The sequence below is a fragment of the Nocardioides panzhihuensis genome (assembly GCF_013408335.1).
Taxonomy (GTDB): Bacteria; Actinomycetota; Actinomycetes; order Propionibacteriales; family Nocardioidaceae; genus Nocardioides; species Nocardioides panzhihuensis.
This window is the reverse complement of record NZ_JACBZR010000001.1, coordinates 2,352,951-2,373,037: the sequence shown is the minus strand read 5'-3', so window position 1 is coordinate 2,373,037 and position 20,087 is coordinate 2,352,951. Positions and strand designations below refer to the sequence as shown.

19 protein-coding genes are annotated in these 20,087 nt (G+C 70.4%); 10 read left to right on the top strand and 9 right to left on the bottom strand.

Going from position 1 to position 20,087, the window contains the following annotated elements:
* Positions 1–93: 93 nt before the first annotated feature.
* Positions 94–192, bottom strand: a complete 99-nt coding sequence (gene amiA, locus BJ988_RS30410) for a streptamidine family RiPP (protein WP_246321463.1) — start codon at positions 190–192, stop codon at positions 94–96.
* A 112-nt stretch (positions 193–304) separates the two neighbouring features.
* Here amiA and BJ988_RS11265 point away from each other — a divergent pair, with 112 nt between their 5' ends.
* Genes BJ988_RS11265 through BJ988_RS11245 form a run of 5 tightly spaced genes read left to right on the top strand, consistent with a single transcriptional unit; the run spans position 305 to position 6,123 of the window.
* Positions 305–1,507 (top strand): hypothetical protein, encoded by a 1,203-nt coding sequence (locus BJ988_RS11265; protein ID WP_179658071.1) that lies wholly within the window; start codon positions 305–307, stop codon positions 1,505–1,507.
* A complete protein-coding gene (locus BJ988_RS31325; protein WP_179658070.1) occupies positions 1,504–3,183 on the top strand; it encodes a prolyl oligopeptidase family serine peptidase in 1,680 nt (559 codons plus the stop codon). The genes BJ988_RS11265 and BJ988_RS31325 overlap by 4 nt, the downstream gene beginning before the upstream one ends.
* Positions 3,183–4,325 carry a FecCD family ABC transporter permease gene (locus BJ988_RS11255; RefSeq protein ID WP_218860769.1) on the top strand — a complete coding sequence of 381 codons (1,143 nt, stop codon included), beginning with the start codon at positions 3,183–3,185 and terminating at the stop codon, positions 4,323–4,325. The genes BJ988_RS31325 and BJ988_RS11255 overlap by 1 nt, the downstream gene beginning before the upstream one ends.
* Positions 4,322–5,113 carry an ABC transporter ATP-binding protein gene (locus tag BJ988_RS11250; RefSeq protein ID WP_179658069.1) on the top strand — a complete coding sequence of 264 codons (792 nt, stop codon included), beginning with the start codon at positions 4,322–4,324 and terminating at the stop codon, positions 5,111–5,113. Before BJ988_RS11255 ends, BJ988_RS11250 begins: the two co-directional genes overlap by 4 nt.
* The gene (locus BJ988_RS11245) at positions 5,110–6,123 is read left to right on the top strand and encodes an ABC transporter substrate-binding protein (protein ID WP_179658068.1); all 1,014 of its coding nucleotides are present in this window, start codon (positions 5,110–5,112) and stop codon (positions 6,121–6,123) included. The genes BJ988_RS11250 and BJ988_RS11245 overlap by 4 nt, the downstream gene beginning before the upstream one ends.
* 61 nt (positions 6,124–6,184) lie before the next feature.
* Here the strand turns inward: BJ988_RS11245 and BJ988_RS11240 are convergent, their stop codons facing one another.
* From BJ988_RS11240 to BJ988_RS11225, 4 genes are all read right to left on the bottom strand, one after another.
* On the bottom strand, positions 6,185–7,936 hold the full coding sequence (locus BJ988_RS11240; protein ID WP_179658067.1) for an ABC transporter ATP-binding protein: 1,752 nt from the start codon (positions 7,934–7,936) through the stop codon (positions 6,185–6,187).
* Between the two features lie 76 nt (positions 7,937–8,012).
* Positions 8,013–9,794 carry an ABC transporter ATP-binding protein gene (locus BJ988_RS11235; RefSeq protein WP_179658066.1) on the bottom strand — a complete coding sequence of 594 codons (1,782 nt, stop codon included), beginning with the start codon at positions 9,792–9,794 and terminating at the stop codon, positions 8,013–8,015.
* Between the two features lie 49 nt (positions 9,795–9,843).
* A complete protein-coding gene (locus BJ988_RS11230; protein ID WP_179658065.1) occupies positions 9,844–10,515 on the bottom strand; it encodes a potassium channel family protein in 672 nt (223 codons plus the stop codon).
* Positions 10,516–10,520: 5 nt separating this feature from the next.
* Positions 10,521–11,183 carry an NAD-binding protein gene (locus BJ988_RS11225; RefSeq protein ID WP_179658064.1) on the bottom strand — a complete coding sequence of 221 codons (663 nt, stop codon included), beginning with the start codon at positions 11,181–11,183 and terminating at the stop codon, positions 10,521–10,523.
* Between the two features lie 121 nt (positions 11,184–11,304).
* Here BJ988_RS11225 and BJ988_RS11220 point away from each other — a divergent pair, with 121 nt between their 5' ends.
* From BJ988_RS11220 to BJ988_RS11210, 3 genes are all read left to right on the top strand, one after another.
* The gene (locus BJ988_RS11220) at positions 11,305–13,320 is read left to right on the top strand and encodes an APC family permease (protein WP_179658063.1); all 2,016 of its coding nucleotides are present in this window, start codon (positions 11,305–11,307) and stop codon (positions 13,318–13,320) included.
* Complete coding sequence (locus BJ988_RS11215) at positions 13,317–14,525, top strand: class I SAM-dependent RNA methyltransferase (RefSeq protein WP_179658062.1); 1,209 nt, start codon at positions 13,317–13,319, stop codon at positions 14,523–14,525. Before BJ988_RS11220 ends, BJ988_RS11215 begins: the two co-directional genes overlap by 4 nt.
* Positions 14,526–14,699: 174 nt before the next feature.
* The gene (locus BJ988_RS11210) at positions 14,700–15,284 is read left to right on the top strand and encodes a TetR family transcriptional regulator (protein ID WP_179658061.1); all 585 of its coding nucleotides are present in this window, start codon (positions 14,700–14,702) and stop codon (positions 15,282–15,284) included.
* On the opposite strand, the gene BJ988_RS11205 is transcribed toward BJ988_RS11210, so the two are convergent.
* The 4 genes from BJ988_RS11205 to BJ988_RS11190 form a co-directional block, all read right to left on the bottom strand.
* Positions 15,202–16,176: a hypothetical protein gene (locus BJ988_RS11205; protein WP_179658060.1), complete on the bottom strand. Its 975-nt coding sequence runs from the start codon at positions 16,174–16,176 to the stop codon at positions 15,202–15,204. The two genes, BJ988_RS11210 and BJ988_RS11205, sit on opposite strands and share 83 nt — an antisense overlap.
* 40 nt (positions 16,177–16,216) lie before the next feature.
* Positions 16,217–16,897 carry an SDR family NAD(P)-dependent oxidoreductase gene (locus BJ988_RS11200; RefSeq protein WP_179658059.1) on the bottom strand — a complete coding sequence of 227 codons (681 nt, stop codon included), beginning with the start codon at positions 16,895–16,897 and terminating at the stop codon, positions 16,217–16,219.
* A 212-nt stretch (positions 16,898–17,109) separates the two neighbouring features.
* Positions 17,110–17,577: a hypothetical protein gene (locus BJ988_RS11195; protein ID WP_218860766.1), complete on the bottom strand. Its 468-nt coding sequence runs from the start codon at positions 17,575–17,577 to the stop codon at positions 17,110–17,112.
* The gene (locus tag BJ988_RS11190; RefSeq protein WP_179658058.1) at positions 17,574–18,044 is read right to left on the bottom strand and encodes a hypothetical protein; all 471 of its coding nucleotides are present in this window, start codon (positions 18,042–18,044) and stop codon (positions 17,574–17,576) included. The genes BJ988_RS11195 and BJ988_RS11190 overlap by 4 nt, the downstream gene beginning before the upstream one ends.
* A gap of 168 nt (positions 18,045–18,212) precedes the next feature.
* Here BJ988_RS11190 and BJ988_RS11185 point away from each other — a divergent pair, with 168 nt between their 5' ends.
* Positions 18,213–18,851: a TetR/AcrR family transcriptional regulator gene (locus tag BJ988_RS11185; protein WP_179658057.1), complete on the top strand. Its 639-nt coding sequence runs from the start codon at positions 18,213–18,215 to the stop codon at positions 18,849–18,851.
* Positions 18,852–19,039: 188 nt separating this feature from the next.
* Positions 19,040–20,023, top strand: coding sequence for an AraC family transcriptional regulator (locus BJ988_RS11180; protein ID WP_179658056.1), 984 nt, complete (start codon positions 19,040–19,042; stop codon positions 20,021–20,023).
* Positions 20,024–20,087: the final 64 nt, after the last annotated feature.

Genomic DNA, 20,087 nt, shown 5'->3' with positions numbered 1-20,087 from the left:
GGCCGGGGGTGCCGGGCTCGTCAGCTCGGCACCCCCGCGATTCAGACGGTGGCCAGGTCGCCCGAACGGCACTGAGTGCTCACCCGTCGGCGATCAGTCGAAGGGGTTCTCGACCAGCGCGTTGGAGTGGGACGCGGAGAGGTGCGCCAGCTGCTCGGTGTCCTCGATCTCGCTCACGATGTCGTTGTTCATCGGAAATCTCCTCTGTCGGATCGTTCGGCCCGGCGGCGCCGGGGCCCGCTTGGTGCGGACAGCGGCATAACGTATATGAGAATCATTCCCAATACCAGTAGGGTGTCCGATCATGAGCCCCACACTCGTCCTGGCAGACCATCGCGCCGGCCGTTGGCGCACCTCCGAGATCGCTGGTGGGCCCGGCCCGTGGTCGAGGGCGACGCTGGCCGAGCACGCGGGCATCCTCACCCTCCCGGCGACCGCTCCCGGTGGGGCGCGGGCGGTGTTCGCCGACGATGCGCTCGGCGCGCTCGTCGTGCTCGACGGCGCAGGTCAGGTGCGCAGAGTGCCGGTCGCGATCCCTGCCGAGCACCTCGCCTGCGATCCCACGGGCCGCTATGTCGTCGTCACCACGGGACTGGGCGCCTCCTGGGATCCATGGAGCGACCTGGTCACGGTCGTGGACCTGGCAGACCCGAGCGGCACCACCGCCGTGCGGGTGCGGGTCCGCACCGGCGAACCCGGCGTCGTGATCGTTCCGGATGTCGGAACAGGCGAGCCGATGGTCGTGCTGCGACACCGCGAGCCCGGCGAGGCCGAGGTCATCCCTCTGCACGACCTGCTCGGGGCCGGGCCCCACTGCCCGGTCGTCCGCGGCGAGCGCCTCGAGCTCCAGGGAGACCTCGGGCACGGTGACGCCGCCGACCCGCGAACGGGGGTCGTGCACCTGTCCACCGAGGCGGGCATCGAACGGCTCCGCGTCACCGGTGGCCGCCCCGAGCGTCTCCAGACCTGGCCTTGGCCGGTCCCCGGACGGGCGTACTTCCTCCGCTTCGACCCGACGACGGGAATCGTCTGCTCCGTACGCGGCGCCGACTCCGACGCCGAGCAGTGGCACACCTGGACCAACCATGTGGTGCGCTGGAGCCGGGACGGAGCGGCCGAGGTGACCCGGACCGGCGACGGCCTGGTGTTCCGGCCCGACGCCCTCGAGGGAGCGGTCGCCTGGACGGTCGTGCATCCTGACGGCGACCGCCTGGCGATGCTCATCGGCGACCGGGTCAGCGAGATCGAGCTCGCGCCGATGAGCGCCGCCCCACGTCCCGGGGTCGCACCCTGGGACCCAGTCGGGGACAGGCCCGCACAGCGGCGGGCGCTGGCACTGGTCTCCGGCGACCTGGCCGCGGTCACCCGCGGAGGCGACGGCGAGCTCCACCTCGTCCGCCCGACGGGGATCGACTCGACCATCGACCTGGGCTCTGCTTTCGACGAGGGCGGGCACCTGGGCGTCATCAAGACCCCCGAGACCTGGGTCGACGGGGTGGGGCGGTGAGGCGCGCGAGCGTGCGCGACGCGCTGCGTCGGGCCGAGCGGTCGGGACGTCCGGGACTGCCGCTGGGCCGGTTCCGCCTGTCCCGGCGTCCGGGTGACCTGCTCCCCGTCCTGGTCGACGAGGACGGCGGGCTCGTCCTCGACCCGGGCGTCAGGATCCAGGGCGTCGCGCCGTCGCCGGACGGACGCCTGGTGGCCCTCGAGGTCAGCGACGACGGCTCCGAGAACGGGCGCGTCCTGGTCGTGGACACCTCGTCACTGACCTCGACGGAGATCGCGGGGCTCGCGGTCCGGCACGCCCGGATGGCCTGGGCCGGCGAGGACCTGCACCTCGTCGACACCCAGGAACGCTGCCTGCGGGTCCGGCGCGGCGAGCCACCCAGGACGCTCTTCACCACCGCCGCCGGTGAGCGCGCGACACCGATCGGCGTCGGCGGGCAGACGGTCATCGCTCGGACCGATCAGGAGCGGACCCGGCTGACCGGCACGGACGGCGCCGGGCTCCTCGATCTTCCGCGGGTCCGCAGCATCAGCGCGGCCGAGGACACGGTGCTGGCGGTGACGTCTGAGGAGCTGGTGAGCCTGCGGATGCCCGAACTGGGAACGGCTAGTTGCCGGCTGGAGACCCTGCCGGGCGTCCCCGTGCACGCCCAGGCGGTCCCCGGCGGCGGCCTGGTCCATCTGGTCGGGGACGGTCATTCGCTGGTGGTCCGGCTCAGGGCCGAGGCCGGTGTCCTCGCGCCGGCGCAGACGGTCGCGATCTCACGGGACCACGACGTACGCACGGTCTCCGGCCTGTCCTGGGCGCAGGGCCGCGCCTGGGTGCGGACCGAGTCGCCGGCGGGAGCGCCGCGGGTGCGGCCGCTCGAGGAGCCGGCACGCTCGACCAGTGAGGGCCGACGGTCGCGGTTGATCACCGTCACCGCGGAGGACGGTGTCGAGATCGAGCTGATCCTGACCGGCGACCCCGGCGGAGCGACGCTCCTGGAGGTCTACGGAGGGTTCGGGATCGTCGACCTCCCGGCCTTCGAGCCCTCGGTCGCTGCCTGGTGCGACCTGGGCGGGCTGCACGTGACCGCACGGCTGCGCGGCGGAGGCGGCGCGGGAACGTCCTGGCACACCTCGGGGCAGGGCGCCGGCAAGACACGTACGGTCGCCGACGCCGTCACCGTGGCCCGCGAGCTGGTGCGCCTCGGCCTGACCCGGCCTGAGCGGTTGGTGCTCGCCGGGGCGTCGCTCGGCGGACTGGTCGCCGTCTCCGCCGCGCTCGCCGAGCCGGGTCTCGTCGCCGGGGTCGCCTGCACGGCCGCCCCGCTCGACCCGCACCGCATCAGCGAGCATCCGGGAGCGAGGCACTGGGCCGCCGAGTTCGGCGACCCGAGCGATCCGGCGGTGCGGGCCGCCATGGACGACTACTCGCCGTTCGAGCGGGCAAGCCGATTTCCCGGCGGGCGGTGGCCCCGCTTCCTGCTGACCACCTTCGCGGAGGACTCCCGTGTCTCGGCCGCACCCACCGACCGGCTCGCCGAGGAGCTGACGGCTCGCGGCGCGCAGGTCGACCGCGTCCACCGCCCCCGGATGGGCCATGGCGGCAACCATCTCGACGCCGTGCACGACTTCGCCGCCGCCGTCCTCGACTTCGCCCTCGACTCAGCCCACGAATCCACAGGAGTGTGATGACCCCCACCGATATCTCCGTGACCGCGGACGACATCTCGCCACCGGCGCTCTCGAGGCCCGGCGAACGTGTCGCCGTGCCCGCCGCCATCGCGCGCCGCAGATGGCGCGCCCGGCTGCTGACCGTCGGCCTCGGGGCCGCCCTCCTCGTCGTCATCGCGCTGTCCGCGTCGTCGGGCACCGTCGACCTCACCGCCCTCGACGCCGCCCGGCTCGTGACGGGGCATCTGCTGCCCGGGATGCCGTGGATGAGCGACGGCACCTACACCCTGCTGCAGGACCAGGTGGTCTGGCAGTTCCGGCTGCCACGTGCGCTGCTGGCCGCTCTGGCCGGAGCGGCGCTGAGCCTGGCCGGGGTCTTCATCCAAGCGGTCGTACGCAACCCCCTGGCCGAGCCGGCGATCATCGGCGTCTCCTCGGGTGCCGGGGTGGGTGCGGTCACCGTGGTCGTCCTGGGCGCGGCGGCGGTCGGCGCCTGGATCGGCGCCGCGGCGTTCCTGGGAGCCGCGGTCGCCACCGCGGCGGTGTTCTGGGTGGCGTACAAGAACGGCAGCATCGCCCCGCAGCGCCTTGTGCTGACCGGGGTCGCGCTGGGCACCTTCTTCAGCGCGATCACCAGCTACCTGACACTCACGACCGAGGCGCAGAACGTGTTCAGCGTGATGTTCTTCCTGCTGGGCTCGGTGTCCGCCGCCACGATGACCGACCTGATCGGCCCACTGGTGGCGCTCGTGGTCGCCCTCCTTGTCTCGCTCACCTCCGGACGTGCGGTCAACGCGCTCCAGGTCGGCGACGAGACGGCCACGGCGCTGGGCGTCCGGGTCAACCGGCTGCGGTCGGTCCTGCTGCTCGCGGCCGCGCTGCTCACCGGAACCGTGGTCTCGGTCGCCGGCGGGATCGGCTTCGTCGGGCTCGTCGTCCCGCACATCGCCCGGGTGCTGGTCGGCTCCGACCATCGGCGCATCGTGCCGGTGTCGGTGGCCGGCGGGGCCCTGTTCCTGTGCGGTGCGGACCTGATCGCCCGGACGGTCTCGGCACCCGCCGAGGTGCCGCTGGGGATCATCACCGCGCTGATCGGGGTGCCGTTCTTCCTGTGGCTGATGCGCGGCCGGGCCGCCGACGAGCAGGGGATGGCGCGATGAGGCTCGAGACGCTGGACCTCACCCTGAACCGGGGCAGCCGCGAAGTCGTCACCGAGGCCTCGGTCGTGGTCGAGCCGGGGGAGGTCCTCGGCCTGCTCGGCGCCAACGGCAGTGGCAAGTCGACCATCCTGCGGGCCTGCTTCGGCGCGCTCCGGCCGGTCTCGGGGCAGGTGCGCCTCGACGGTGCCGACGTCGCCACGATGAGCCGGCGCGAGATCGCCCGCCGGGTCGCGGTGATGGCCCAGGAGCCGCCGGACGAGTTCGGGCTCACCGTCGCCGAGAGCGTCCTGCTCGGCCGTACGCCGCACCGCGGAGTCCTTGGCCGCGACAGTCCCGAGGACTGGCTGGTGGTGGGCCGGGCGATGGAGCTGGCGGGCGTCTCCGCGCTGGCCGACCGGCCGGTCCACCGGCTCTCCGGCGGCGAGCGGCAGCGTACGTTGCTGGCCCGCGCGATCGCCCAGGAGGCCGAGCTCCTGCTGCTCGACGAGCCCACCAACCATCTCGACGTCTCCTACCGCTTCGAGCTGATGCACACGGTCGCGGAGCTCGGGATCACCACCGTCGTCGCTCTGCACGAGCTCGACCTCGCACTGGCCTACTGCGACCGGGTCGCGGTGCTCGACCGCGGGCGCGTCGTCGCGTTCGGCGAGCCGGCGGACATCCTCACGCCCGACCTGGTGCGTGAGGTCTTCGGTGTCGAGGCCAGCCGGATCACCGATCCCGAGGCCGGCACCCCACACCTGCTCCTGCGCGGGACGTCCGCGCGGGTTCGAGAGAGGAACACATGAACACCACCCCACTGCTGCGCACCGTCCCGGTCGCGGCGCTCATGCTCCTGGCCGCGACCGGCTGCGGCGGCACCGGCGTCCAGAACGATGCCGCTGCGAAAGGCGGGTCCGCCGAGGGCTACCCCGTGACCGTGGAGAACTGCGGACGTGAGATCACGGTCGAGTCGGCTCCGGAACGGATCGTCGGGCTCAGCCCAGCGCAGACCGAGCTGCTGGTGCGCCTCGGTGTCGCCGACCGGCTCGTCGGTCAGGCGCAGACGGCCATGCACGAGCTCCCCGAGGACGTCGCCGCGGACGCGAGCGACGTGCCCGAGCTGAGCACGGACTCGCCGCCGGCCCGTGAGCAGCTCCTCGACGTACAGCCCGACGCTGTCGTCGCCCCGACCGAGTACGAGTTCACCGCGGAGCAGGGATTCGCCACCATCGACCAGCTCACCGATGCCGGGGTGACGACCTACGTCGCCGCCGGTGGCTGCCCCGAGCGCCGTTCCACCGGTGAGGTCACCGACCTGTTCACCGACCTGGAGGCGCTCGGGAGCATCTTCGGGGTCCAGGTCGCCGCCGACGAGCTCGTCGCCGAGACCCGAGGAGACCTCGAGGACGTCGAGAAGGCCGTGGAAGACCGTCCGCGGCCCACCGTCGCCCAGCTCTTCGTCGAGGGCAAGACGCTCTCCGCGATCGGTGCCGGGGTGGAGTTCGACATGATCGAGCGCGCGGGCGGCGACAACGTCTTCAAGCCGGACGAGGAGCTCTTCGCCCAGTTCTTCTCCGCGGTCGTGTCGCCGGAGGAGGTGGCTGCCCGCAACCCCGATGCCATCGTCTTCGCCGTCCGGGAGCAGTCCGAGGCCGCGCGGGTCGAGGCGTACCTCCGCAAGACCTTCCCGAACGTCACCGCCGTCAAGGAGGACCGCTTCATCGCCCTGCGCACCCCGGACACGTTCCCGGGCACCCTCGGCAACGTCGCGGCGGTGCGGACGATCGCGGAGGGTCTGCACCCCGACGCCTTCTGACGGTATCGCCGCCGGCCGCCGGGTCGTCCTCAGGGACTGCCCGGCGGCCGGCTCTCCGTCTCTACTCTCTGGACTCTGTGGCGAGGAGCCGCCAGCCCTCGGCCTGCGTACGTTCGCGCCAGAAGTCGAGGTAGCGGCCACCGTGCGCGAGCAGGTCGTCGTGACTGCCGCGCTCCACGATCCGCCCGCCGTCCAGGACGACGATCTGGTCGGCCGCGACGACGGTCTGCAGCCGGTGGGCGATCACGATGACCGTACGGTCGGCGGCGAGCGCGGTCAGCGCCTCCTGGACCGCGGCCTCGTTCTCGGCGTCGAGGGCGGCGGTCGCCTCGTCCAGGAGGACGACGGGGGCGTCCTTGAGCAGCGCCCGGGCGATGGAGACCCGCTGCTTCTCCCCGCCCGAGAGCGTCGAGCCGGCCTCGCCGATCCGGGTCTGCCAGCCGTGCGGGAGGCGCGCGACGATGTCGTCGACACGGGCGAGCCGGGCTGCCTCCCGCAGCTGCTCGTCTGTGGCGTCGGGGCGCGACATGATCACGTTGTCGCGCAGGCTGCCCTCGAAGAGGTAGACGTCCTGGAAGACGATCGAGACGCGCCGCATCAGGGCCTCGGTGCCGAGATCGCGTACGTCGACGCCACCGAGCCTCACCGAGCCCGCCGTGACGTCATGGAACCGGGCGACCAGGCGCAGCAGGGTGCTCTTCCCAGAGCCCGACGGGCCCACCACGGCGGTCAGCGAGCGTGGCGGCGCGGTGAGGGAGACCCGGTCGAGGACCTGGGTGGCGCCGTCGTAGGAGAAGGCCACGTCCCGCAGCTCGATGCCGCTGTCGGCCGGCTCTGCGGGCGCGACCGGCTCGGCGAGGGGCTCGAGCGCCAGGACGTCGAGGACACGTCGCAACGAGCCCTCCGCGATCCGCAGCGCGCTGGAGAGCTCGCCGTAGTCGATGAGCGACTCCACGAACCGCACCGTGAGGACGAGAAGACCGATCGCGGTGGCCGGGGCGAGCGTGCCACCGAGGCTGAGCTGCACGGTCAGCGCGATCACCACGGTGAGCAGCGCCTGGATGGCCAGCAGCTGGATCCCCAGGCCGCCGAACCCGGTCACCAGCAGCCGTCGGGAGGCCCGCTTCTGCTCCTTCAGCGCGGTCTCGACGAGCTCGTTGCCGTGGACGGTGCGTCCGAAGACCCGCAGGGCCGGCTGGTTGAGGGCGAACTCGACGACGCGCGCCGAGCCCTCCGCCATCGCGGCGTCATAGGCGCCCTCGCCGCGGCCGACGATCGCCGAGAGGAGCCGGGTGGCGGCCAGCACGGCGAGGACCCCGGCGAGGAGCGCGAGCGCCAGGCGCCACTCCAGGAACGCCATCGCGACGATCACGGTGATCGGGCTGACGACAGCGGCGATCAGCGGCCGCAGCAGGTGGCCCGGCACCGAGGCGATGTCGGTGGCGCCCTTGGAGGCCATCCGGGAGAGCTGCCCGGTGCGGTCCTGGTCGTACCAGCCCAGCGGCAGCCGCACGGTGTGGTCGCCGAGCCGGGCCAGAGTGATGTCGAGCAGGTCGCAGGCCAGGTCGTAGCCGTCCAGGTTGCCCACCGCCAGGGCCACGTGATGAGCCACGAAGAGGCCGGCGAGCACCGGCAGCCACGTCGTCGCGGCATCCCAGTCCTGACGCAGCGCGGCGTCCAGGACCGGTACGACGCAGGCGAAGGCCAGACCCTGGAGCACTCCGGTGGCGACGAACATCGCGACCACGCGGGCGAGCTGGCGCCGGCGCGGGCGGTCCACGAGGGTCGCGAGCAGACGGACGATGGTGATCATGCCGCCGCCTCCGTAGCGCAAGCGCGAGAATACGGAAGCGGCGGCCTGATGCCTGTTGTCGCTCGCTGACGCTCGCTCATGCCGACTCCTCCACGGCTCGACCGACGGGGGCCGGGTGGGCGCGCTGGTCGGCGGCCCAGAGCCGGGCGTAGCGCCCGCCGCGGGCGAGCAGCTCCTCGTGGGTGCCGCGCTCGGCGACCCGGCCCGCGTCGAGGAGCACGATCTGGTCGGCCGCTGTCACCGTCGAGAGCCGATGGGCGATCACCAGCAGCGTACGTCCGGCGACGAGGCGGGACAGCGCCCGCTGGACGAGAGCCTCCGACTCGGGGTCGGCGGCCGCGGTGGCCTCGTCGAGGACGAGGATCGGGGTGTCGGAGAGGAGGGCGCGGGCGATCGCGACCCGTTGCCGCTCGCCGCCGGAGAGCTGGGCATCCTCGCCGACCACCGACTCGTAGCCGCGCGGCAGCTCGTCGATGCGGTCGGCGATCTGCGCGGCCGCTGCGGCGCGGCGTACGTCCTCTTCGGGGGCCCGCGGGTGGGCGAGCCGGATGTTGTCCCGGATCGAGGTACGCAGCAGCCCGGTGTCCTGGAAGACGAAGGAGACCTGCTCGTAGAGCTGCGCGCTCGTCAGCTCGCGCAGGTCCACGCCGTCGATGGTGATCCGGCCCGTTGTCGGGTCGGCGAACCGGGGCAGCAGCTTGGCGAGCGTCGACTTGCCCGAGCCGGAGTGGCCCACGAGCGCCGTCACGGTGCCGGGTTCGAGGACCAGGTCGATGTCGTGCAGCACCGCTGCGTTGGCGGGGGAGTAGGCGAAGGAGACGGCCTCGAGCTCGACGCGGGCCGAGGTCGGCGCGGCGGCAGGGACCACGGGCTCGGGAAGCTCCGGCTCGGCCAGGAGCCGCTGGATGCGCCGAGCCGCCTCGGTCGCCTCGCGCAGCTCGCGGGCGGCGTAGCCGGCGACGGTGACCGGTGCGGTCATGGCCAGCCCGAGGACGAGGAACGGGACCAGGTCCGGCCCGGTGAGCCAGCCTGCCCGGAGCATCCAGACGCCGCCGCCGAGGACGAGCACGAGGGTGAGCGCGGGGGTGAGCGCGAGCTCCATCAGCAGCATGCCGAGGGCGGAGTGACGCATCCAGGCCCGGTTGAACCCGCCGAACCGGGTGGCGACCTCGGCCAGGCGCCGGTGGGCCTGCCCGGTGGCGCCGAACGTCTTGATCTCCGCGATCCCGCCGGTGTTCTCGACCGTCGCCGCGGCCAGGTCGGCGAGCCCGGCGTCGTAGTCGCGGTAGAGCGCACCGGCGCCCCGCATCGAGATCCGGAACCCGACCAGGCCGAGCGCGAGCGGGACGAGCGTGACCAGCGCGAGCGGCGGCGAGACGAGGAAGAGATAGACGGCGACGACGGTCGGGAGCGTGATCGCCGCGGTGAGTTCCATGACCGAGTGGGCGACCAGATGGTGCAGTGCGGCGACATCGTCCTGCACCGCCTTCTTGACCGTGCCGGAGTTGCGCTCGGTGAACCACGCCAGCGGCACCCGGCCGAGCCGGGCGACCAGCAGCCGGCGCAGATGGATCGAGAGGTCGAGGTCGGCGACGTGGGAGAGCCAGGACGAGCCGAGCACCGTCGCCAGGCGCACCAGCAGCGCCGCGACGCTCACCCAGACCACGACCCAGGCGCGGTCGGCGTCCACAGCAGAGCCGGGTCCGCCAGTCACCGCGGGCAGCAGGATCCGAGCGAGCTCGACGATCCCGACGAGGGGCACCAGCCCGGCAACGGTCGAGACGACCATCAGCAGCAGGCTGGCGATCAGCCTTCCCTGGACAGGGCGCAGCGTCTGGAGGAGGGGAGAGCGAGCCAACTGATGTCCTGCCGAGATCGGGGGGTTGCGGCGTACGAGATCCTCGGCGTCAGCCGGGGTGGCCGGCCGGGGCGAGAAGACGCTCGAGCTCGTCCTCCTGCTCGGTGGGCACGACGAAGAGGAGCTCGTCGCCCTGTTCGAGAGATTGCTCGGGCGTGGGTACGTAGACCTGACCGTCGCGCAGGAGCGTGACCAGCGCGCAGTTCTCCGGGAACGGCACCAGGCCGGTGGGCTTGCCGACATAGGGGGAGTCGGCGGGCAGGGTGATCTCGACCAGGTTGGCCTGGCCCTGCCGGAAGGTGAACAGCCGCACCAGGTCGCCCACGGTGACGGCCTCCTCGACCAGCGCGGACATGATCCGCGGTGTCGAGACGTTGACGTCGACACCCCACGCCTCGGTGAAGAGCCACTCGTTGTTCGGATGGTTGACCCGGCCGACGGTGCGCGGGACGGCGAACTCTGTCTTGGCCAGCAGCGAGCAGACCAGGTTGGCCTTGTCGTCCCCGGTCGCGGCGATGACCACGTCGCAGTTGTCGAGCCTGGCCTCCTCGAGCGAGGAGAGCTCACAGGCGTCGGCGAGCAGCCACTCCGCGTCGGGCACCCGCTCGGGCTTGATCGAGCCCGGGTTCTTGTCGATGAGGAGCACCTCGTGGCCGTTGGTGATCAGCTCACTGGCGATGGACCGGCCGACGGCCCCGGCCCCGGCGATTGCAACTCTCATCGTGGTCAGTCTTCCTCGGGGCCGTTCTTGATCGTCTGATATGCCTGCGCGGTGTTCTCCTCGCGCATCACGATGTGGAGCACGTCGCCCTCCTGGATCACGCTCTCGCGGACCGGAAGGATCCCCTCGCCGAGTCGGTCGATCCAAGCGATCCGGCTGCCGGACTGGCGCTGGAACTTGATGGTCCGCTCGCCGACCCAGGACTCGGGCATGACGACCTGGTCGATGCGGATGTTGCCCGACATGTCCCGGAAGTCGGGCTCGGCGCCGGCCGGGAGAAGGCGGCGGAGCACCTGGTCGGCGGTCCACTTCACGGTCGCCACGGTGCTGATCCCGAGGCGCTGGTAGACCTCGGCGCGGCCGGGGTCGTAGATGCGTGCCACGACCTGCTGGATGCCGAACTCCTCGCGTGCGACCCGGGCGGAGATGATGTTGGAGTTGTCGCCGCTGGAGACCGCCGCGAACGCCTCGGCCCGCTTGATGCCGGCCTTGAGCAGGACCTGCCGGTCGAAGCCCATCCCGGCGACCTTGTCGCCGTTGAAACCCGGTCCGAGCCGCCGGAACGCGTCGGAGTTCTGGTCGATGATCGAGACCGTGTGGTTGCGGTCCTCGAGGCTTCTGGCCAGGGTCGAGCCGACGCGGCCACAGCCCATGATCACTACGTGCACCGTGTCATGATTGCACTCGCTCTGCCCACGTGTCGCCTACGCCCTCGAAGTTGGCGTGTTCAGGGGCCGGGCCCGATCCGGAAGCGCGCGCAGCCCGAGATTTGCCGTAGCCTCGGCCAATGTGGGTGTAGGCGACGTATCCAAACGGCTTCTGATCGGCCGTAAGCTCCGTAGCTCGCAGTTGGGCGAGACATTGCTGCCGAAGCGCATCGCGCTCCCGGTGTTCGCAAGCGACCCGTTGTCCTCGGTGGCCTACTCGCCCGACGAGATCTTCTTGACCCTCGCGCTCGCCGGGGTGACCGCCTACACGTTCTCCTGGAAGATCGCGATCGTCGTCGGCTTCGTGATGCTGGCGGTGGTGCTGTCCTATCGCCAGAACGTGCAGGCCTATCAGAGTGGCGGCGGCGACTTCGAGGTCGCGTCAACCAACCTGGGCGCGAAACCGGCGCTGACGGTGGCCAGCGCGCTGCTGGTCGACTACGTGCTGACGGTCGCGGTGTCGATCTCGTCCGCGGCTCAGTATCTGGCGACGACCGTCGACGTCGCCCGTGGACACGAGGTCCTGATCGCGGGCGCCGCGGTCCTCTTCTTGGCCGCGATGAACCTACGCGGCGTACGTGAGTCGGGGACGGCCTTTGCGATCCCGACCTACATCTTCATCTTCTCGATGCTCGGCATGGTCTGCTGGGGCTTGGGCCAGCACTTCATCGGCGGCGGCCTTGGTCGGGCGGAGAGCGCGGACCTCCAGGTCATCGCCGAACCCGAGTTCGCCGACGGCTTCGCCGGGGTCGCGGCGGCCTTCCTGCTGCTGCGGGCCTTCGCCTCCGGGTGCGCCACGCTCACCGGTGTCGAGGCGATCGCCAACGGCGTACCGGCCTTCCGCAAGCCCAAGGGCAAGAACGCCGCCACCACGCTCGCGCTGCTCGGCGCGATCGCGATCACGCTGGCGATGTCGATCGTCGCGCTGGCCAACATCATCCACGCCCAGGTCGTCGAGGACCCCGAGCACCAGCTGCGTGGGCCCAACGGGGAAGTGCTGGTCGACTACCATCAGGCGCCGCTGGTCGGGCAGATCGCCCATGTCGTGTTCGATAACTTCCCGCCGGGCTTCTTCCTCATCACCCTGTCCACCGGCATGATCCTGCTGCTGGCGGCCAACACCGCGTTCAACGGCTTCCCGGTCCTGGCCTCGATCCTGGCCAAGGACGGCTACGCCCCGCGAGCCTTCGCCGCCCGAGGAGACCGACTCGCCTACAGCAACGGGATTGTGATCCTCGCAGGATTCTCGATCCTGCTGATCGTCGCCTTCGATGCCGAGGTCACCCGGCTGATCCAGCTCTACATCGTGGGGGTCTTCGTCGCGTTCACCATCGGCCAGGCCGGCATGGTGCGTCACTGGACCCGGCTGCTCAAGAACGAGCGAGACCCGGTGGTCCGCGCGAAGATGCAGACCAGCCGCACGATCAACGCCTTCGGCCTCTCGGTCACCGGCATCGTCTTGGTGGTCGTGCTGATCACCAAGTTCACCCACGGTGCCTGGATCTCGATCGTGGCGATGGCGATCGCGTTCCTGCTCATGACCGGCATCCGCCGCCACTACGACAACGTCGCGATCGAGCTGGCGGCCGATGAGCGCGACCGAGTGCTGCCGACGAGGGTCCACGCGATGGTCCTGGTCTCCAAGCTCCACAAGCCGACCCTGCGAGCGCTGGCCTTCGCTCAGGCTTCGCGGCCCAACGCGCTCGAGGCGGTGACCGTCTCGACCTCCGACTCCGACACTGCCGAGCTGCTGAAGCAGTGGGACGAGCGCAACCTGCCGATGCCGCTGAAGGTGCTCCACTCGCCCTACCGTGAGCTGATCCGCCCGGTCGTCGAGTACGCCTCGGCGATCCGCGACGCCAACCCGCGTGGGGTCGTGGCCGTCTACATCCCCGAGTACGTCGTCGGCCGCTGGTGGGAGCAGTTCCTCCACAACCAGACGGCGCTGCGGCTCAAGGGCCGGCTGCTGTTCACGCCGGGCGTCATGGTCATCTCGGTGCCCTACCAGCTGGCATCGGGCAAGGAGCGCGCCGAAGAGATGCGCGAGGAATACTGGCTGGCCCCCGGGCTGCGCCGAGGAAGCGACGGACGACGATGAGCGGCACACGCAGACCCCCACGTGGGCGGAGGCCGCGTCCGAAGGTCGCGAAGGGCGAGTCCTACGTCGGGCGCCGCTTCGAGGTCGAGGTCGGGCCGGTCGCTCACGGCGGTCACTTCGTCGCCCGAGTTCAGATCGAGGCTGGCACGTCCAGGGAGAGCTCCCGCGTCGTCTTCGTACGCCACGCGCTGCCCGGTGAACACGTGGTCGTCGAGATCACCGAGGGCACCGCCGGTGACCGGTTCTGGCGCGGGGACGCGGTCTCGGTGGTCTCGGCCGCCGCGGAACGGGTCGTTCCGCCGTGCCCCTACGCCGGCCCCGGGCTCTGCGGCGGCTGCGACTTCCAGCACGTCGCCCTGCCGGCTCAGCGCGAGCTGAAGGCGACGGTGCTGCGCGAGCAGCTGGTCCGCCTGGGCGGTCTGTCCGCCGAGGACCCGCTGCTCGCCGATCTGGTCGTCGAGGCCGTCCCCGGCGACGTCGACGGCCTGCGGTGGCGTACGCGTCAGCGCTATGTCGCCGCGCCAGGCGGTGGACGCGGGATGCGGAAGTATCGCTCGCACGAGGTGATCCCCGTCGCCGACTGCCTGATCGCCTCTCCCGACGCGCGCGAACCCGCTCCCGGGACCATCGTGGAGCGAGTCGCCGTGGGCGGAGTCGAGCACACCTTCGAGGTCGCCGCCGACGGTTTCTGGCAGGTGCATCCCGGTGCGCCGGAGGCGCTGGTCTCGGCAGTGCTCGAAGCGCTCTCGCCGTCCCCGGGCGACTCCGCCCTGGACCTCTACGCCGGTGTGGGTCTCTTCTCCGCCTATCTCGCCGACAGGGTCGGCCCCTTCGGACAGGTCGTCACCGTCGAGGGAGACCGGACCGCCTCCGCGCTCGCCGCGAGCAACGTCCCCTCCGCCGAGGCGATCGCAGGCGACGTCAGCACCGTCCTGGCCGACCTGGGGGAACGGCCGTTCGACCTGGTCGTCCTCGACCCGCCCCGCGAGGGCGCTCGACGAGCCGTCGTCGAGGCCGTCGTCGCGCGTACGCCCCGCAAGGTCGCCTACGTCGCCTGTGACCCCGCCGCGCTGGCTCGCGACGTGGCGATCTTCGCCGAGCACGGTTACCGGCTGCGCTCCTTGCGCGCCTTCGACCTCTTCCCGATGACGCATCACGTCGAGGCCGTCGCGCTCCTCACGAAAGCAGCCTCTGACCTGCTGTGATGCGCCGTAGAGCTCGTCGACCGTCACTGCCGGAGCCTGGACTCCCTGACCTCGGCCGGCGGGCTCTTCACATCGTCACGTCGGGACGCGGCGCCGAGACGGCCGAGGCGTTGCGCGTGCACCCCGAGCTCAGGCAGATCCTCGAGTCCTGAGGCATGTCCCTAGGCTGGGTGAGTGGTGAAACCAGCGCTCTACTCCCGTGACGCGATCCTCGATACGGTGGTGCGCGCCGTGCACGAACGTGGCCATGCCGCAACCTTGGGCGATGTCACCGCGATCCTGGGTGCTCCCTCCGGGTCGATCTACCACCGGTTCGGGTCACGCAAGGAGCTGTTCGTCGCTGCCTGGATCCGTTCGGTCAGGCGCTTCCAGGCGACGTTCGCTGAGGTGGCCGATGTCGAGGATCCCGTCGGGGCCATCGTCGCCACGGGACTGCTGGTGCCGCGATACTGCCGTGCCGAACCCGGCGAGGCGCGGATGCTCACGCTCTATCGCCATGCACACCTGATGGCGGACCCGCCGGCCGGGCTCGAGACAGAGCTCGCCGGGCTGAACGATGCCGTCAGGGCTCATCTCGTGGGGTTGGCGAAGCGGCGATATGGGCGAGTCGCGGAGCGCGAGCTGGCTCTGGTTGCGCTGGCGGCGAGGGACACTCCGTACGGCATGGTGCGGGGTCTCATCGGGGGCGAGATCCCCGACTGGATGGATGAGCCGATCGCGGCTGCGATCCGAGCGGTCGCACTCCTCGAGGTCCGTTGACCTCGGTGACCTGCGCGAGTCCCCGGCGGAGGATCGCGAGGCCGTAGAGGCAGGCGGCGGGTGTGGCCAGCGCGGCGACGACTGCGACGGCGGGCTGCGGTTCGCCGCCCTGGGCGAGCAGTAGCTGGGTCGGCCCCTGGAGTGCTGCGACGCAGCATCCGGTCCACGTCACGAGCCAGGCGAACCGGGATCGGCGTGCGGCCCATCCTCTCGCCATCGGGACGAGCAGCGCGCCCACGGTGAGCACAGCTGTGACGAGGAGGACCGTCCGCTGGGCCGGGCCTTCCAGGCCCTGCGGCCCGCTGTCACCGGGGCCGGCGATGCCCCAGAAGGCCATGGCTGCCGTGAACGGGAGCAGGCCGGCGGTGGCAGCGAGCGTGATCGGGAGCGAGGGGCGCTCGGGCGGCTCGCTGATCAGATGGCCCCAGCGGTGAAGTACATGGGCGACGACGAGGACGGCCAACGCGATCGCGAGGAGACCGAAGCCACCGTAGACGAGGCCGAAGACCCACGGTGCGAGCCCGTCCTCGCGCGGTGCCGTGTCGCTGCCAAAGGCGGTCTGCACGGCGAGCCCGATCGGCAGCCCCAGCAGGATCGGGGCGAGCAGTCCGGTGGCGCCGGCCCCGAGGACGAGGACGAGCTTTGCCGGGACACGGTCCGCCCAGGGGCGGGTCAGTGCGAAGGCGAACCCGGCGGCGAGCGCCATCATCGCGATCGTGACCACATTTCCTATCACGTGGCGCGTGCCGTGCATCTCGTCGAGGCCGTCGCTGCTGGTGATGCCGGCGGTGGACCCGCCCAGCCACAAGAGCTTGAGCGTCAGATAGGGCAGGGTCGCGAGGACGGCGGTCGCGAGAGCGATCTTCCGCGGGTCGAGACGGGAGGCGGACACGAAGGTCTCCAATGTGAGGGCGGTATCTAGAAGAAGGATTCTAATAGCGAAGCCTGCTGGGCGGCATCGAATTCTCGGTGTGGACGATCTCTCGCTGCCACAGCTCCCTCGGCTGGCTGTGCAGGGTCCAGTAGTGCTCGGCGATGTCGTCGGGGTCGAAGGCCGTCCCAGGCGCGATCGGACCGTCGACGGTGACGGCGGCGACATGGATCCCGGCGGACAGGTACTCCTGGTCGAGCAGGTCCACCAGGGTCCGCAGCCCGGCCTTGCCGAGCGAGAGGCTGACGTACTCCCGCTTGGGGGCGGGCATGCCGCCGGTGACGAGGAAGGTGCCGCTCCCACTCCGCGTCATCTTCGGGATGACCTGGGCGGCCGCCGTGTGGGCTCCGACGACGTTGACGGCCCACGCATCGAGGTGGTCGCTCACCGAGAGCTCGCCGACGGTGTCGGCCTGGATGATCGCCGCGTTGTAGACCACGACCTCCGGCACACCGAACGCGGCGTACGTCTTCTCCAATGCGGTCCGGAGAGCGGACTCGTCGGTGCAGTCCGCACTCAGCCCCAGCACCGGGGCTTCGAGGTCGGCCAGCGTCGCGGCCACGGATTCGACCGTGGCGCGGTTTCGGGCGATGAGGCTGATGGACAGGCCCTCCCGGGCGAACCGTCGGGCGATCGCCCGGCCCAGTCCGGGGCCTGCTCCGAGGATCACTGCTCCTGGCATCGGTTGGTTCCTTGTGCTGTGTGAAGGGGATGAAATCGAGGTGCCGGCGACGTTAAGGCCTCACACCGATGTCAAGGTCAAGTCCGACGAGCCACCGGGGAGGAGGGCGCGCGTCGCCGGCTCTGGCGCTTGGCCGGGCGGCTCGGGTGGACGCGGGCAGGGTGACCTTGGGAGCGTCGACTTGCCCACTCCGCGTCCTCCGATGAGGCAGTTCATCCGCGGGCCGATCCACGGGTGGCTGTCACGCGCGCCAAGGCAACTGCCGCCATCCCTGAGAACCCGACTGATGTGGTCACGAACGACGCCAACCCGAGCGCGCGGTAGGCAGGGTGCTGAATGAGTTCGGGGCGATAAGCGAGGGGCAGAAACATCATCGCGTTCGACCAGGCGCCTACCGCGAGAGTGTGACGGACGCCCTTCGGCGCATCCGGAACGGCCAGGCCGAGGGCGATGGTGCTGGTCCCGAGTGCGACCAGATCCAGGTGCCATTGGCGGATACGTGCTGTGCTCCTGATCCCGAGCTTCCGTGCGCCATCGTCATACATGACGGCGGCGTAGACCCAGCCGGACAGTGCCCCTGCAGCCAGCTCGACGACCCCGGAGGCGACGAGCCCGGACGGTGGGCGGCTCGTGGGTCGAGGGTTGTGGCCTCGGCCGATGATGCGCTGGACGCCCGTCATGCGCGTGCTCCGAAGAGCCCCGACCTGCGGGCTCGTGCCAAGTGGGTCAGGAGTGCCGCAGCGACAACTGCGGGCACAACGTGCAGGACGCCGGTGGCCTGGAACAAGAGGTCAAAGGGCTCGTCCGCCGGGTAGCCCTGCTCAACGAGCGGGTTGATCACGTGCGTGACGAGCCCCTCGGAGAGCCCGAAGACGATCACGAAGCCGATGAACGACGCGGTCCAGAATGTCCACCATGCCGCCTTCTGGACCCCGGCGCTGGTTCTCCGGCTCACCGCCAGTGCCAGTGTCGGAAGCGCCAGCATGCAGAGCACGATGACGATTGACAGGTAGCGGCCCGGTGTATCGAACAGCAAGGCACCGCGGATGTGGTGGATCGTCGTGTTGATGGCCTGCAGCGCGCAGGCCGCGATCACCCATCGTTCGGCGCGGTCGGTTGGGTGACCCGCAGTTCCTTCGGTGAACATGGACAGCCTTCCCCTCGTGTGTGAGCATGTGTTCACAGTTATACATGAACGGGTGTTCACGGTCCACTCCGGCGATGCCTCGCCGGTGGGACGGAGTAAGGTGCGATGCGTCCGCGTGGTGATCGAGCGGGTACTGGTTGTCGGACGTCAGATCGAAATGGATGGGTGATGACGCTTCGCCGCACTCCGGAGGAGACACGGGAGCTACGCTCGTCCCTGATCGAGCACGCCCAGCAGATCGTGAAGCGAGACGGGCTGCAAGCACTGACGATGCGGGCGCTCGCAACAGCGTCCGGGTGCTCGGTCGGGCTGCCGTACAAGGTCTTCGCGAGCCGTGACGAGCTGATAGTCGAGATGGTCGAGCTCGAGCTGGAGAGGCTTCGTGATGCACTGGACGCGTGGTCTGCCACGGCGGGCAAGCGGACGGTCGCCGACAATCTGATCGAGTATGCGCGCATCCTGTTCGAGTCCGAACGGCCGGTGGTCACCCATGGGCTCGGCGGCCGGGCCCTCGCTCCGTTGATCGCTGACCTGACCAAGAAGTCAGGTCTGGAGCACTCGTTCGAATCGACGGTGACGGACTATCTGCGCGCGGAGCAGCAACTCGGTCGCATCGCGGCGCACGTGGATGCACGGGCGTACGGGTTCCTCATCACCGGTGCGATCCACAACCTGATCACCGCGGGCGATGCGTACCCGAGGCCAGACCCGAAGGAGCTTCGTCGCATTCTGCGGATGCTCGCCCGGGATCTCGCGGGCGATGAGGCGCTGGACGAGCAGAGTCCATCTTCTGCCGGGGGACATTGAAGGCGTGGCGTGACGTAGAGGAAATGCAAGTGCTGCAGGTTCGCTGACGCGTGGCGGGCGAACCAGTTGTGGGACACCCCACGCGGTCGACCGACGCGGCCGACCGCGTTGACGCCCCTGCATTCGGCGGCCATCATCGATATGTCTAGGCGCCATCATTAGGCGCTTGCCCAGTCGCAAGGGATGCCATGGGAGTACCTGCCATTGCCCGCATCGCGGTGGAGCGGGGGCGTGCCATGTTGAGGGACACAGGTGACGCCGACGAGGTGAAAGAGGCTTGCACGGGCGCCTTGCGTCCGCATGTACTCACCGTTGGCCGACCCGGAGGCCAGCTGGCGACGAGCCTGACTCACGTTCCGCTGCAGGACCTGTCGGTCAACCTTTTGCGCTACGGGGCGTCGGTCACCGTGAGTTCGGGGGACGGTGTGCTCGACGATTATCTCCTCACGCTCCCGGTCGCTGGTGCGGGCCGGTTCCGCTACGGAGACGCCGTGGTGATGGCGACTCCGGACCGTGGGGTCATCATCGGGCCACACCGGGAGTTTGAGTTCGCGTTCGACGAGTTATGGGATCAAGTGGTCGTCCGGATAGACCGAAAGCGTGTCGAGTCGGTGGCCGCCGCGCTCACCGGCGAGGTTGGTCCGGTCGACTTCGACCTGGCGCTCGCCGGCGGCATGACGAGTATGGACGGTCTGCTCGAGTCTGCGGTGAGCATCGTCGGCTCTGACATTGTCGAGCGTCGTCCTCAATTGCTGTGGCAGGTCGAGCAGCTCCTCATCGAAACCCTTCTTCTGGCTCAGCCGAACAACCGGACGGCGACAACCGGTTCGGGGCGTGGCAGCGCAGGGTCGCCGCGGGTCCGGAAGGCGATGGACTACATGCTCGCGAGACTCGGCGAACCGATGACCGTCACCGCGGTGGCGGAGGCGTGCGGGACGAGCGTACGCAGTCTGCAGGCCGGTTTCCGGCGCGAGGTGGGGACCTCGCCGCTGAAGTGGCTGCGCTCTCAGCGGCTCGAGCGCGCCCACGCGCTGCTGGCCGGCGGTGCCCCTGGACTCTCGGTGACCGACGTCGCCTTCAGCTGCGGCTTCTTCCACCTCGGCGAGTTCGGCACCGCGTTCCGCACCCGTTACGGCGTGACGCCCTCCGCGGTTCTCGCCGAACGTCGCTGACACCTCTCCTAGCGCAATTCCGAGTGCGCGACGGCGTCTTTCCGATATCGGGTGTGGCCCCAGT